Source organism: Pseudomonas sp. S2_H01, from assembly GCF_054668305.1.
In genome coordinates, this window is sequence record NZ_CP162756.1 from 3,517,233 (window position 1) to 3,530,929 (window position 13,697).

Genomic DNA, 13,697 nt, shown 5'->3' on the forward strand with positions numbered 1-13,697 from the left:
GTCGTTGTTGCATGGCTATTTTGACGGTGCTCCTTGGTCGGGAGCGCCGTTTTTTTTGCTCTTTTTTCGGGGGCTATAAATATGTACCGCAGTCGAGCCAGATCGGGCGCGTATCTTTGCACTTCCTTTGTTAGTTGGCTTTTCCATGAAGCTCTTTGGCGGTACCTCTTACGCGGGTGGGGGGGCCGCTTTTTTTTGCCTGCTTAATGGGGCGCTTAGCGAATCATGCCAGCGCGCGCAATGCCTTGGTCAGATGCGCAACGTCGTCGGCTGAGGTGATAAAGCCAGGCGTGATACGGATGCATGGGCCACACGCCGAACCCTGCCTTGCGACGGCAAAGATCCCGTGCTCGTCCAGCAGCCTCTGCGTCATGAGCGGCTGGTCGTGGTGGTGGGTGAAGCGAAACGAGGTGATGCCGCAGTAGAGGCGCGGATCATCCGGGGTGAGGACTTCAATGCCTTGCATCGTGCGCGCTTCGCGTACCCACAGGTCTCGCAGATACGCCAGACGTGCACCTTTGACAGCCGAGCCGCCCAGCGCGCGGTGTTCTTCCAACACCTTGGTCAGCGTCATCAGCGCCGGAATGTTCGGCGTGCCGTAGGGCGCAAGGCCCAGAATGTCGTCAGCGGGGTAACGTCTGTCGCCCATGTCCGGGTCAATGGCAGACAGCCTTTCTTTCCTGACATGAATGAAACCCAGGCTCAGGGGCGCGCCCATCCATTTCTGCAAATTGAAGCCGGCAAAGGCCACGCCCAGGTCCGCCAGATTGAAATCCAGCTGACCCAGCGCATGGGCGCCGTCGAGCATCACATCGATGCCATGCTCTGTCGCGGCGTGTGCAATCGGCTCCACCGGCATCACCAGTCCCGTGCGATGGGTGACGTGGGTCAGGGCCATCAGCTTGATGCGTGGATAAGCCGCGAAGGCGTCGCGATAGGTCCGCAGCAAGGACTCGTAACTGGCAGGGTGCGCATGGGTGATCTCAATCACTTCTACGCCGCGTGTTTCTTCGAGCCAGCGCATCGCGGTCTGCACGCTGTTGTAATCCAGGTCGCTGATGAGCACCTGATCGCCAGGCTTCAGGCCGTTGTAGTTGCGTATCAGCGATTGCAGGGACTCTGACGCGCAGCGGGTGAGGGCGATCTCTTCAGTTGGCACGCCGATCAGCGTGGCCAGATCGGCACGGATCAGCTCGCTGTCCTGGGTATCGAAGCGCTGGCGTACATACACGGAGTTGCTGCGGTTCACATACGCCAGATGCTCTTCGTACGTTTTCAGCACCTCGCGGGTCATGCGCCCGAAATACCCGTGTTCAAAGTTGATCGGGCCCGGCTCCACGTCATATTGGCGCGCAACGTCTCGCCAAAAAGACTCATCGCGGGCGCGTTCGCGTGCCGATTCCATTCCAGCAGGTTGAACACTGTTCATCACGTCCCTCGTTCGTTGGGTAGAAATCAGGTAAAGCGGATGGGCGTTTTCAACGGGCTTTCGCGCAACGGTTCGCGAGGGCGGGTCCTCAGCGGATCAAGCAAGCCCGACAACCCGTTGTGATCGACCTCGTGCATCAGCGCCAGCAGGCTACCCAGCTCTCCCGCCGGGAACCCCTGGCGGGCGAACCAGTTCAGGTAATCGCCCGGCAAGTCGGCCAGCAGGCGCCCCTTGTATTTGCCATAGGGCATTTCTCGCGTCACCAAAAGTTTGAGTTTCTCGGGATTCATGGCGCCGCCGTTGGTCTTTTTCAATGAACTTGAACGATACGTGCATTCTGCATGTACGCCAACCTACAGATCATGCAGAACGCGAGATATCACTGTGTCTTGAACTTTATAAATGATTGATAAATAAGAATATTATCTTTATAAAAAACTGGCACGACGGCTGCAATAGTTCTTGTATCGAGTGTTTATCCACTTTAACTCTTCGATTAACCTGCCAGAAAGGAACTGCAAAATGACAGATATCAATAAAGAAGCGATCTCGGTACTGAATGATCTGATCGAGACCAGCATTGACGGCGAGAAAGGTTTTCACACAGCCGCTGAAGATATCAAGAACCCTGAAATCAAAGCGTACTTCCTTTCGCGTTCCTCCGAGTGCAAGTCCGCTGTTGCGGAGCTCCAAGCCGAAGTGCGTGCACTGGGCGGTGACCCGGATGACTCCTCCAGCGCCACTGGCGGTCTGCACCGCCTGTGGGTCGAACTGAAAGCTGCTGTCACCGGCAAAAGCGATGAGGCAGTGCTGAATGAAGTTGAACGCGGTGAAGATCACGCGCTGAAAGCTTACAAAGAAGCCTCGCAAAAAGCGGTCGAGAAGAATCTGCCGGTCAACGTCACCGGCCTGATTCAGCGTCAGCTGACCGGTGTGCAGGCGAACCACGACAAAGTGAAAGCGTTGCGTGATTCCGTGCGTCGCGCCAGCTGATCCCTCGGGATCCCCAAAAAACGCCAGCCTGTCTGGCGTTTTTTTATGTCTGACTTCCGTGTGTGTTCAGGCGGAAGTGGACGTCCCCTCACCAATGTGTTCGACTCGATTGCGGCCTTTGCGTTTGGCGTGATAAAGCGCCTGGTCCGCCTCGGCGAACAGCTGAGCCTGTTGATCTCCGGCCTTCGGTTGTGCGGAAGCCACGCCGATACTGACGGTCAGCGGCTGCCCGTCCTGATTCAGCGGCGGTATTGCTTCGATGGCCTTTCTGATCTGTTCGGCAAGCAATCTGGCGCCCGGGAGATCGGTTTCGGGCAGCACCACCAGGAATTCTTCACCGCCATAACGGGCAGCGACATCGCCGGGACGGCGGATGCACGTCTCCAGCGTTTTCGCGACATTGCGCAACGCGATGTCCCCGCCGTGATGGCCGTGTCGATCATTGAAAGCCTTGAAATGATCGACATCGATCATGAGCACTGAGATCGGCCGGTCCGAACGAATGCTACGGGCCCATTCCTGTTTGAAGACCATGTCCAGGCGACGCCGATTGGCGAGCCCCGTGAGGCCGTCAGTCGCCGCCAGCTCGGCCAGTTCCCGTTCAGCAAGGTGTCTGAGGCGCAGCTGTTTGCTCAGCAGCCAAGACAGCCACAGAATGCCCAGGCACAGCAGGCCGGTTGCGCCCATCACGAGCAGCGCATTGTGTCTCCAAAGTGCGTACACCTCGTCCTGCGACTGCGCGATGACGACGATCAAGGGCAGATCGCCCACCCGAGAAAACGTGTACATTCGCCGTTGGCCGTCCAGATCCGAGATGGCACTGAAACTGCCATTGACCTCTTTCAGAATGCGCTGAAAGTTAGCGCGCTGGCTGAAATCCTGACCGATGTACGTGCGCACGGTCTGCTCGGGTTCCCGTGCGAGCATGATGCCGTCTGCAGTGATCAGGTTGATGGTCCCTTTCTGCCCGACATCCAGCCCTCGAAACAAGCGATGGAAGTAAGCCAGCCGCATCGAGGCCGCTACGATGCCGACAAATCGGCCATCAGGGGAGGGGATGCGTCGGCTGAAACTGATGCGCCAGTCCTTGAAGCCCCAGCGCGCTTTGAAGGGCCCGCCCACTCGCAGCGCAAGGGATGGATCCTCGCGGTGCCTGGCGAAGCTGGCGAGGTCGGAAAAGTTATCCTCGCGGGGTATCACGGACACTGAATCGGCAACGATCGTCCCTGTTTCATCCAGAACGACCAGATCACCTTTGTACGGGGCTGCGGTGGAGCGATCAAACATCACCTGCTGGCGCAAAGCCGCGGAGATCGACAGCACTTCCGGTTGCTGCCACGTTGCGATCATGCCCAGCAGCGAGGTGTCATACAGGTCGGCATTACGTTGCACATCGGCATCGATCAGCTGCACCACGTTATTGGCAGACCGCACGGCGGAGTCCGTCGCGTTGCCGTATTCGCGAATCAGCAAGGACGTGACGATCGCCAGAATCGCCACCACTGCCAGCACGCTGCCGGACATCAACATTCTTTCCGAGCGGGACCGGGCGGATTGGGGCGTCTGTACGTAAGCCAGTGTCATCGATCAGCTCTGTGGTGATTCAACCGTTACTCCCGTTCGCGCGGCATGGTGGGCAGCGTCGCCGCCAGGCTGATCCATGCACGGGGGTGATCATTCGCGAAGGGCGTTTCAAGGCGCTGAATTAAAGATCCATCACGACGATTGATCAAGTTTGTTCCTGCCACTTGAGGTGTAGGAATCAGAATCGGTTGATGAGAGACCGAGAGAGGAAATGCTGCTCAAAAAGGTGAAAAGGGCGATTACTCGCCCTCGTCAAACCTGTTGTTGATCAGTTCGATCAAGCCGTCCAGCGCGGCTTGTTCCTCGTCACCTTCCGTGAAGAGATGGATCTCGGTGCCTTTGCCGGCGGCCAGCATCATGACGGCCATGATGCTCTTGCCGTCGACCATGCTGTCGGGGCTACGGCCGACCCTGATCTGGCAGGGGTATTTGCCGGCAACGCCAACGAACTTTGCTGCAGCGCGGGCGTGCAGGCCCAGCTTGTTGATGATGGTGATCTGGTGAGCGGGCATCGCGATGGGGATCCTTTCAGCTTAGGTCGCGGTGGCGGACCTGAACATTCTTGAGCGACTGTTGCAGGGACTGACCCAGGCGTTCGGTCAGGTAGACGGAGCGGTGGTGTCCGCCGGTGCAGCCAATGGCTATGGTGACGTAGGCGCGGTTGCTGGCGGCGAACCGCGGCAACCACTTGGTCAGGTACGACGAGATGTCCTGGAACATTTCTTCGACATCTGACTGCGCGGCCAAGTAGTCGGCTACCGGCTTATCAAGCCCGGATTGCTCGCGCAATTCAGGCTTCCAGTACGGGTTAGGCAGGCAGCGAACGTCGAACACCAGGTCCGCGTCCACGGGCATGCCCCGTTTGAAGCCAAACGATTCGATCAGGAAAGCGGTACCCGGTTCAGGCTTGTTCAGCAGCCGTAACTTGAGCGTATCGCGCAGCTGATAGAGGTTCAGGTGGGTCGTGTCGATGGTCAGGTCGGCGAGATCGATGATCGGCCCGAGCAAGGTTTTCTCGTCACGGATCGCCTCGGCCAGCGAGCGTGTCGCATTGCTCAGCGGGTGACGACGGCGGGTTTCGGAGAACCGCTTGAGCAGCGTGGACTCCTCGGCGTCCAGAAACAGTACATCGCACCGGATGTGCCGGCTGCGAACCTCTTCGAGCATTCGCGGAAAACGGGTCAGGTGACTGGGCAGGTTGCGGGCGTCGATGGACACTGCCAGCAGAGGTTCCGCCAGCTCCGTGTTGATCAGTGCGCGTTCGGCCAGTTCAGGCAGCAGGCCAGCGGGCAGGTTGTCGACGCAGTAAAAACCGCTGTCTTCCAGAACATCGAGGGCCGTGCTCTTGCCGGAGCCGGAGCGACCGCTGACGATGATCATGCGCATGGTCAGTGCCCGTTCTGTACGTGGAGCACGACGTTGTACAGTTCGTCGCTGCTTTTCGCGTTACGCAGGCTGGCGCGCACATCGGCGCGGTCGAGCATGCTGGCGATCTGTCGGAGCAATTCGAGGTGTGCATCGGTGGCGGCTTCAGGGACCAGCAACACGAACAGCAGGTCCACCGGGGCGCCGTCGATGGCATCGAAATCGACAGGCTTTTCCAGGTGCAGCACTGCGCTGACCGGAGACGTGCAGCCTTTGAGTCGACAGTGAGGGATCGCGATTCCGTTACCGAAGCCGGTAGAACCCAGCTTCTCGCGGGCAATAAGGCTTTCGTAGACGGTTTGCCAGTCGAATTCGGGCACCTGCTGCCCGATCATTTTGGCAATCTCTTCGAGGACGGCTTTTTTGCTGCCGCCTGGCACGTTCACGAGTGAACGGCCAGGGGTCAGAATGTTTTCAAGTCGGATCATGGATGGGGAGTGTCAGCGAGCGGCCGCACCTTTGAGGATGCTTTGCTGCTTTTCCTTATGCTTGAGCAATTGTCTGTCTAGCTTGTCAGTGAGCAGGTCGATTGCCGCGTACATGTCGTCATGCTCCGCATTGGCAACCACCTCTCCACCGTGGATATGCAGGGTGGCCTCGATCTTCTGTTTGAGTTTCTCGACGGCCATCGTCACCTGCACGTTGGTAATCTTGTCAAAGTGCCCTTCGAGCTTTTTCAGCTTCAGCTCGATGTACTCGCGCAGGGGCTTGGTCACTTCCAGTTGGTGTCCACTGATGTTGACTTGCATACAGCTTCTCCTTCGTTGCCAGTGCATTAAGAGGCAGGCTTGGTTGCCTGCCACTGGAACGCTGTGGCCTGTGACCCTTACATCAATCGCTTGCGTTCGCTGGAAGGCGCTATCCCTAGAGACTCGCGGTATTTGGCGACGGTGCGACGGGCCACTTGAATGCCTTGTGCCTCCAGTAAACCAGCGATCTTGCTGTCACTCAACGGCTTTTTCTGATTTTCCGCGGCAACCAGTTTTTTGATGATCGCGCGGATGGCGGTAGACGAGCATTCGCCGCCTTCAGAGGTGCTGACGTGGCTGGAAAAGAAGTATTTCAGTTCGTAGATGCCGCGCGGGGTATGCATGAACTTTTGCGTGGTCACGCGCGAGATCGTCGATTCGTGCATGCCGACCGCCTCGGCGATGTCGTGCAATACCAGCGGTTTCATCGCCTCGTCACCGTACTCAAGGAAACCACGCTGATGTTCCACGATCTGGGTCGCAACCTTCATCAGGGTTTCGTTACGGCTCTGCAGGCTTTTGATGAACCAGCGCGCTTCCTGCAACTGGTTGCGCATGAAGGTGTTGTCGGCGCTCGTGTCGGCACGACGCACAAAGCCAGCGTACTGCGGATTGACCCGCAGGCGCGGAACGGCTTCCTGATTGAGCTCGACCAGCCAGCGTTCGTTGTCCTTGCGCACGATCACATCGGGAACGACGTATTCCGCTTCGGTGGACTCGATCTGGGACCCTGGACGCGGGTTCAGGCTTTGCACCAGTTCGATGACCTGGCGCAGATCATCTTCCTTGAGCTTCATGCGGCGCATCAGTTGCGCGTAGTCACGGCTGCCCAACAGGTCGATGTAATCGCCGACCAGGCGTTGAGCTTCCGCGAGCCATTTGGTCTTCGCCGGTAACTGACGCAGTTGCAGCAACAGGCATTCGCTGAGGTTGCGAGCACCAATGCCGGCAGGTTCGAATTGCTGAATGCGGTGCAGAACGGCCTCGATCTCGTCCAGTTCGATATCGAGCTCTGGATCAAAAGCGTCCAGCAGTTCCTCGAGGGACTCGTCGAGATAGCCTTGGTTGTTGATGCAGTCAATCAGCGTGACAGCGATCAGGCGATCGGTGTCGGACATCGGCGCCAGGTTCAACTGCCAGAGCAGATGGCTTTGCAGGCTCTCACCGACGGACGTGCGCGTGGTGAAATCCCATTCGTCGTCATCGTTGCTGGGCAGGCTGCTGGCGCTGGTCTGGTAAACGTCTTCCCAGGCGGTGTCGACAGGCAGTTCGTTGGGAATGCGCTCGCTCCATTCGCCGTCTTCCAGGTTGTCGACGGTGGGCGCGGACTCCTGATAAGTCGGTTCCTGAACGTCCGGGTTGGGCTTTTGCTCGATGTTGTCGGCCATGGGGTCGACGTTATCGAAGTCGTCGCCTTCTTCCTGGCGCTCGAGCATAGGGTTGGACTCCAGTGCCTCCTGGATTTCCTGTTGGAGATCCAGCGTCGACAGTTGGAGTAAGCGGATGGCCTGTTGCAGCTGCGGCGTCATCGTCAGCTGCTGGCCCATTCTCAAGACTAGCGAAGGTTTCATGGCAGAGACTTAACACCTTATTCGCCGGCGCACATGCGCGCCATCCACTACTGGGGCGCCTGGGCGCCAACTTAAGCAAATTATATGCCTGAAACCGGAGTGTTTGCCTAGGGTGTGATGACAATTAAAACGAGGTTGGCGGTCAGGCGCACACTGCGGTCGCCGGCCAACCCCTTGTCATCGTCCGGTTACAGGCGGAACTCGTGGCCGAGATACACTTCTTTGACCAACTGGTTGGCCAGGATGGTTTCAGCATCGCCTTCCGCGATCAGTTGCCCATCGTTAACGATGTAGGCCGTTTCGCAGATGTCGAGGGTCTCGCGGACGTTGTGGTCGGTGATCAGAACGCCGATACCCTTGGCCTTGAGATGGTAGATGATCTGCTTGATGTCACCCACGGAGATCGGGTCGACCCCGGCAAAGGGTTCATCGAGCAGGATGAACTTCGGCGCCGTGGCCAGTGCGCGGGCGATTTCCACGCGACGACGCTCACCACCGGACAGGCTCATGCCCAGGTTGTCGCGGATGTGCGTGATATGGAACTCCTGGAGCAGGCTCTCCAGTTCTTTGCGACGTCCGGCGCGATCAAGCTCCTTGCGGGTCTCAAGGATGGCCATGATGTTGTCCGACACCGACAGCTTGCGGAAGATCGAGGCTTCTTGCGGCAAATAGCCGATACCGGCGCGGGCGCGGCCGTGCATCGGTTGGTGGCTGACGTCCTGGTCGTCGATCAGCACGCGCCCCTGATCGGCCTGAACGAGGCCCACGATCATGTAGAAGCATGTGGTCTTGCCTGCACCGTTAGGGCCCAGAAGACCGACGATCTGGCCGCTGTCGATGGACAGGCTGACGTCTCGCACGACCTGGCGGCTTTTGTAAGCCTTGGCCAGGTGTTGGGCTTTCAGCGTTGCCATTACTGGGCCTTCTGCTGGTCGGTTTTCTTTTTCGGCTGAATCACCATGTCGACACGAGGGCGCGATTCGGTGACTTTGCTGCCTGTGGCTCGGCCGGCACTCGCCAGTTTGCGGACGGTGTCGTAGACGATTTTCTCGCCCTGCGTCACGTTGCTGTCCTTGTCGATCACCTTGGCCTTGTCGATCAGCACGATGCGGTTTTGCGGCGCGTGGTACTGAATAGTGACGCCCCAGCCCTGAACGGGTTTGGTGTCACCGGCCGTCTGCAACTGCTCGAAGTAGGCCAGGTTGCCCACCGAGGTCACGACGTCGATGTCGCCTGCAGGCGTACGGGTCATGGTCACGGTGTTGCCGGTCACCTTCATCGACCCTTGGGTGATGATCACGTTACCGGTATAGGTGGCGATGCCTTGCTTGTCGTCCAGCTGGGCGTCGTCGGCCTGAATGCGGATAGGCTGATCCTGATCGTTCGGCAGAGCCCAGGCGCTCACGCTTCCCAGTGCTGCGCCCAGACCGAGCAAAATAGGGAGGGTTTTAAGGAGCCTCATACTGTCCTCTTGCGTTCGATAGCAGGTGTATCCTGCTTTCTTTTAGATAGGCTTTCATACCCGTACCCGTGCTCACGCCGTTAAAGCCGTCGATTCTAACGGGTTGCGCGGTTTCCGCATATTGCTTCTGGGGGAAGACAGTCATGCGTGTGCTGGTGATGATGGTGGTTCGGTTCTTTTCGTCGGTGCGATTGATGCGAACCTTGTCGATCAGCTCGACGTGATCCCCGCCCGGCGACACTTCGGCGCGCACGCTCTGAACATGCCACGGGAACTCCGATCCGCGAAACATCTGCAGGACCGGGGTCGTCATCAGGGTGACGTCGGTGGCCTTCAGGTGTTCGACCTTGTCAGCGGTCATATCGTATTGCATCGAGCCATCGGGCAGGTACTGAATGCTGTGCGCGTTCATCGCATAGTAGTCGATGGCGCTTTCGTCCACGGCAGCCTTGGGCTGGTCCATGAAACTTTCAGGGCTGATGTTCCAGTAGCCAGCCGCTGCAAGCAGCAGTGCCAGCACACCGAAGATCAAAAACGTACGAAATCGTTTGCTCAGCATAAATGCACTTCTATAAGTAGGCGGCGTGTGCCGCTTCGAGATTGCCCTGAGCGCTCAGGATCAGCTCGCAGAATTCTCGCGCGGCACCTTCGCCGCCTTTGGCTTGTGTGGTGCCGTGCGCATGTTGACGGACAAACCCGGCCGCGTTGGCGACGGCCATGCCCAAGCCTACCCGGCGGATGACCGGAAGATCAGGCAAATCGTCGCCGAGGTAGGCGACCTGCTCATAGCTTAGATGCAGTTGCTGCAGGAGTTCGTCGAGTACCACCAGTTTGTCTTCACGTCCCTGGTACAGGTGCGCGATGCCCAGGTTTTTGGCGCGGCGCTCAACGACCGGGGTTTTCCGTCCGCTGATGATTGCCGTGACGACACCGGAGTTGATCAGCATTTTGATGCCCTGACCGTCCAGTGTGTTGAATGTCTTGAACTCGCTGCCATCTTCCAGGAAGTACAGTCGGCCATCTGTGAGTACGCCGTCGACGTCGAAGACCGCCAGTTTGATGTGTTTGCCGCGCTGCATCAGTTCATTCATATCGACGCTCATTTACATCACTCCCGCGCGCAGAAGGTCTTGAAGGTTGAACGCGCCGATGGGGCGATCGTTCTCGTCGACCACGATCAGTGCGCCGATCTTGTTATCTTCCATGATTTTCAACGCCTCGGCGGCGAGCATCTCCGGGCGGACGGTCTTGCCGTGCACGGTCATCACTTCATCGATAACGGCCTGGCGCAGATCGACATCACGGTCCAGCGTGCGGCGCAAATCACCGTCAGTGAAGATCCCGGCGAGGCGACCGTCGGGTTCGACGATGGCGGTCATGCCCAGGCCCTTGCGGGTCATTTCCATCAGCGAGTCGCGCAGCGGTGTGCCGCGAGCAACCTGAGGCAGTTCGGCTTGCGTATGCATCACATGCTCGACTTTCAGCAGGAGGCGACGGCCCAGTGCACCACCTGGGTGGGAGAACGCAAAGTCTTCGGCGGTGAAGCCGCGCGCATCGAGCAGCGCAACCGCCAGGGCATCGCCCATGACCAAGGCTGCGGTCGTCGACGACGTCGGCGCAAGGTTCAACGGGCAGGCTTCTTTTTCCACACGGGCATTGAGCCTGACGTCCGCGGCCTTCGCCAGCGTGGATTCGGGATTGCCGGTCAGGCTGATCAGTTTGATGCCCAGGCGTTTGATCAGGGGCAGCAGGGTCACGATCTCTGAGGTAGTGCCCGAATTGGACAGCGCCAGGATGATGTCGGCGCTGGTGATCATGCCCATGTCGCCATGGCTGGCTTCGGCTGGATGAACGAAGAACGCAGGGGTGCCCGTACTGGCCAGCGTCGCGGCGATCTTTTTTCCGATGTGTCCTGATTTGCCCATGCCGACCACGACCACGCGGCCCTGGCTTTCCAGAATCATTTCGCAGGCACGGACGAAATCCGCATCGATATGCGCGAGCAGGCCTTCGACGGCCTCTATTTCAAGGCGGATGGTGCACTGAGCGGATTGAATCAGGTCGCGGGCATTGGTCATGTCGAAAATAGGGTCAGTCTGGTGAAAAGGCGGGGATTATAACGGCAATGTTGAAAACCCTCACGCTTCATCGCAGCAGTTTGTTTATAGCGCTGTGTTTGTTGACGGGGCCGTCCTTCAGGCGTTGCCCAAAACAGGCCGTAAGCTGTGCAGGAATTTTCCGTTCTTTGCGAAATATAACGGAGTTATCACGACTTGCCGTGCGCGAGCTTTGGCGGCATCGGAGAGCGGTGTTATAGTTCGCCGCTTGTTCGGCCCCTCCAGACAGTGTGTCGTTCGTCAAGGACGCGGCATCTGAGAGAGACAGGCTGCATCGCAAGGAGTTTAGATGAGTGCCGATAACGCCTACGCGGTCGAATTGAAGGGTTTGTCCTTCAAACGCGGTACGCGCAGCATCTTTAATAATGTCGACATCCGCATCCCCCGGGGCAAAGTCACCGGCATCATGGGGCCGTCAGGCAGTGGTAAAACCACCCTGCTGCGCCTGATGGGGGCACAGTTGCGCCCCAGTAGCGGTGAGGTTTGGGTCAATGGCCAGAACCTGCCCGAGCTGTCGCGCAGTGATCTTTTCGATGCTCGCAAGCAGATGGGTGTCCTGTTTCAGAGCGGTGCGCTGTTTACTGATCTCGACGTTTTCGAAAACGTGGCGTTCCCGCTGCGTGTTCATACCAAACTGCCTGAAGACATGATTCGCGACATCGTCCTGCTCAAATTGCAGGCGGTGGGTTTGCGTGGCGCTGTCGAATTGATGCCGGATGAACTGTCCGGCGGCATGAAACGCCGTGTGGCGCTGGCGCGAGCGATTGCGCTCGATCCGCAGATTCTCATGTACGACGAACCCTTCGTGGGGCAAGACCCGATCGCGATGGGTGTGCTGGTTCGGCTGATCCGTCTGCTCAACGATGCACTGGGTATCACCAGTGTTGTCGTTTCCCATGACTTGGCGGAAACCGCCAGCATTGCCGACTACTTATACGTGGTGGGTGACGGTCAGGTGCTTGGGCAGGGGACACCGCAGGAATTGATGCAGTCGGATAATCCGCGCATTCGTCAGTTCATGACGGGGGATCCAGACGGCCCCGTGCCTTTTCACTATCCGGCACCGGATTATCGCGAAGATCTTTTGGGGAAGCGCTGATGCGCAGAAAGTCATTGATGGATCGTGTTCGCCTGATGGGGCGCTCCGCGATCGATATTGTTGCGGTACTGGGGCGTTCGGGGATTTTTCTGGTTCATGCCTTGCTGGGGCGAGGCGGAATCGGTGGCGGCTTCCAGTTGTTGGTGCGTCAGCTTTATTCAGTGGGCGTCATGTCGCTGGCGATCATCGTCGTTTCCGGTGTGTTCATCGGGATGGTTCTGGCCCTTCAAGGGTTCAGCATCCTCGCCAAGTACGGTTCTGAACAAGCCGTCGGGCAAATGGTTGCCCTTACGCTGTTGCGCGAGTTGGGGCCGGTCGTTACTGCGTTGCTGTTCGCAGGGCGCGCAGGTTCTGCCTTGACCGCTGAAATTGGCAACATGAAGTCCACTGAGCAGTTGTCCAGCCTGGAAATGATTGGTGTCGACCCGCTGAAATACATCGTTGCCCCTCGTCTGTGGGCCGGGTTCATCTCGCTGCCGGTGCTGGCGATCATCTTCAGCGTGGTGGGTATCTGGGGTGGATCGTGGGTAGCGGTCGACTGGCTTGGCGTCTATGAAGGTTCTTTCTGGGCCAACATGCAAAACAGCGTGTCCTTTCCAAACGATGTCATCAATGGTGTCATCAAGAGCGTCGTTTTCGCTTTTGTCGTCACCTGGATTGCCGTGTTTCAAGGCTATGACTGCGAGCCCACTTCAGAAGGGATCAGTCGCGCCACGACCAAGACCGTGGTGTATGCCTCTTTGGCCGTATTGGGCCTGGACTTTATTTTGACCGCCTTGATGTTTGGAGACTTCTGATGCAAAACCGCTCCCTCGAAACCGGTGTCGGCCTGTTCCTGCTGGCCGGGATCCTGGCTTTGCTCTTGCTCGCCCTGCGGGTCAGCGGTCTGAGCGCCAGCGCGACCAACGACAGCTACAAACTTTATGCAAATTTCGACAATATCGCTGGTTTGACTGTCAGAGCGAAGGTGACCATGGCCGGTGTGACCATCGGCAAGGTCACTGCAATCGATCTGGACCACGATACCTTCATGGGGCGGGTGACCATGGAAGTGGACAAACGGGTGAATAACCTGCCATCCGATTCCACGGCTTCTATTCTCACCGCAGGCTTGCTGGGCGAAAAATACGTCGGCATCAGCGTCGGTGGTGATGACCAGTTGTTGAAGGATGGCGGCACAATTCATGACACCCAGTCGTCGTTGGTACTTGAGGACCTGATCGGTAAATTCCTGCTCAATTCCGTGGGTAAAGACGCCAAATGAGGAG

At 58.1% G+C, this 13,697-nt stretch carries 18 protein-coding genes; 4 read left to right on the forward strand and 14 right to left on the reverse strand.

Going from position 1 to position 13,697, the window contains the following annotated elements; translation table 11 throughout:
- Positions 1-223: 223 nt before the first annotated feature.
- Together AB4N84_RS15690 and AB4N84_RS15695 are read right to left on the reverse strand one after the other, a co-directional pair.
- Positions 224-1,405, reverse strand: coding sequence for an aminotransferase class V-fold PLP-dependent enzyme (locus AB4N84_RS15690; protein WP_460047034.1), 1,182 nt, complete (start codon positions 1,403-1,405; stop codon positions 224-226).
- A 50-nt stretch (positions 1,406-1,455) separates the two neighbouring features.
- Positions 1,456-1,719, reverse strand: a complete 264-nt coding sequence (locus tag AB4N84_RS15695; protein WP_460042163.1) for a DUF3820 family protein — start codon at positions 1,717-1,719, stop codon at positions 1,456-1,458.
- A 232-nt stretch (positions 1,720-1,951) separates the two neighbouring features.
- On the opposite strand from AB4N84_RS15695, the gene AB4N84_RS15700 reads away from it, so the two are divergent.
- Positions 1,952-2,422, forward strand: coding sequence for a PA2169 family four-helix-bundle protein (locus tag AB4N84_RS15700; protein ID WP_074753839.1), 471 nt, complete (start codon positions 1,952-1,954; stop codon positions 2,420-2,422).
- Between the two features lie 66 nt (positions 2,423-2,488).
- Here the strand turns inward: AB4N84_RS15700 and AB4N84_RS15705 are convergent, their stop codons facing one another.
- The 12 genes from AB4N84_RS15705 to AB4N84_RS15760 form a co-directional block, all read right to left on the reverse strand.
- Positions 2,489-3,952, reverse strand: a complete 1,464-nt coding sequence (locus tag AB4N84_RS15705; RefSeq protein WP_460047035.1) for a sensor domain-containing diguanylate cyclase — start codon at positions 3,950-3,952, stop codon at positions 2,489-2,491.
- 80 nt (positions 3,953-4,032) lie between these two features.
- On the reverse strand, positions 4,033-4,155 hold the full coding sequence (locus AB4N84_RS15710; RefSeq protein ID WP_460042164.1) for a hypothetical protein: 123 nt from the start codon (positions 4,153-4,155) through the stop codon (positions 4,033-4,035).
- 90 nt (positions 4,156-4,245) lie between these two features.
- Complete coding sequence (locus AB4N84_RS15715; RefSeq protein WP_460042165.1) at positions 4,246-4,518, reverse strand: HPr family phosphocarrier protein; 273 nt, start codon at positions 4,516-4,518, stop codon at positions 4,246-4,248.
- 16 nt (positions 4,519-4,534) lie between these two features.
- Entirely contained in the window at positions 4,535-5,392 is an 858-nt protein-coding gene (rapZ, locus tag AB4N84_RS15720; protein ID WP_074753845.1) for an RNase adapter RapZ, read from the reverse strand.
- A gap of 2 nt (positions 5,393-5,394) precedes the next feature.
- Positions 5,395-5,859 carry a PTS IIA-like nitrogen regulatory protein PtsN gene (gene ptsN / locus AB4N84_RS15725; RefSeq protein WP_074753847.1) on the reverse strand — a complete coding sequence of 155 codons (465 nt, stop codon included), beginning with the start codon at positions 5,857-5,859 and terminating at the stop codon, positions 5,395-5,397.
- A 12-nt stretch (positions 5,860-5,871) separates the two neighbouring features.
- Positions 5,872-6,180, reverse strand: a complete 309-nt coding sequence (gene hpf, locus AB4N84_RS15730; RefSeq protein WP_062384329.1) for a ribosome hibernation-promoting factor, HPF/YfiA family — start codon at positions 6,178-6,180, stop codon at positions 5,872-5,874.
- Positions 6,181-6,257: 77 nt separating this feature from the next.
- Positions 6,258-7,751: an RNA polymerase factor sigma-54 gene (locus AB4N84_RS15735; RefSeq protein ID WP_460042166.1), complete on the reverse strand. Its 1,494-nt coding sequence runs from the start codon at positions 7,749-7,751 to the stop codon at positions 6,258-6,260.
- Positions 7,752-7,939: 188 nt separating this feature from the next.
- Complete coding sequence (gene lptB, locus AB4N84_RS15740; RefSeq protein ID WP_074753851.1) at positions 7,940-8,665, reverse strand: LPS export ABC transporter ATP-binding protein; 726 nt, start codon at positions 8,663-8,665, stop codon at positions 7,940-7,942.
- Positions 8,665-9,213 (reverse strand): lipopolysaccharide transport periplasmic protein LptA, encoded by a 549-nt coding sequence (lptA, locus tag AB4N84_RS15745; RefSeq protein ID WP_074753853.1) that lies wholly within the window; start codon positions 9,211-9,213, stop codon positions 8,665-8,667. The genes lptB and lptA overlap by 1 nt, the downstream gene beginning before the upstream one ends.
- A complete protein-coding gene (gene lptC, locus AB4N84_RS15750; RefSeq protein ID WP_074753855.1) occupies positions 9,200-9,772 on the reverse strand; it encodes an LPS export ABC transporter periplasmic protein LptC in 573 nt (190 codons plus the stop codon). Before lptC ends, lptA begins: the two co-directional genes overlap by 14 nt.
- 10 nt (positions 9,773-9,782) lie before the next feature.
- Positions 9,783-10,316, reverse strand: coding sequence for a KdsC family phosphatase (locus AB4N84_RS15755; RefSeq protein WP_074753857.1), 534 nt, complete (start codon positions 10,314-10,316; stop codon positions 9,783-9,785).
- Positions 10,317-11,291 (reverse strand): KpsF/GutQ family sugar-phosphate isomerase, encoded by a 975-nt coding sequence (locus AB4N84_RS15760; protein WP_074753859.1) that lies wholly within the window; start codon positions 11,289-11,291, stop codon positions 10,317-10,319.
- Positions 11,292-11,619: 328 nt separating this feature from the next.
- Between AB4N84_RS15760 and AB4N84_RS15765 the strand changes: the two genes are divergently transcribed.
- From AB4N84_RS15765 to mlaD, 3 genes are read left to right on the forward strand one after another with little or no spacing between them, the layout of a single operon-like run.
- The gene (locus tag AB4N84_RS15765; RefSeq protein WP_074753861.1) at positions 11,620-12,429 is read left to right on the forward strand and encodes an ATP-binding cassette domain-containing protein; all 810 of its coding nucleotides are present in this window, start codon (positions 11,620-11,622) and stop codon (positions 12,427-12,429) included.
- Complete coding sequence (gene mlaE, locus AB4N84_RS15770; protein WP_074753863.1) at positions 12,429-13,226, forward strand: lipid asymmetry maintenance ABC transporter permease subunit MlaE; 798 nt, start codon at positions 12,429-12,431, stop codon at positions 13,224-13,226. The genes AB4N84_RS15765 and mlaE overlap by 1 nt, the downstream gene beginning before the upstream one ends.
- Positions 13,226-13,693 carry an outer membrane lipid asymmetry maintenance protein MlaD gene (gene mlaD / locus AB4N84_RS15775; RefSeq protein WP_074753864.1) on the forward strand — a complete coding sequence of 156 codons (468 nt, stop codon included), beginning with the start codon at positions 13,226-13,228 and terminating at the stop codon, positions 13,691-13,693. Before mlaE ends, mlaD begins: the two co-directional genes overlap by 1 nt.
- Positions 13,694-13,697: the final 4 nt, after the last annotated feature.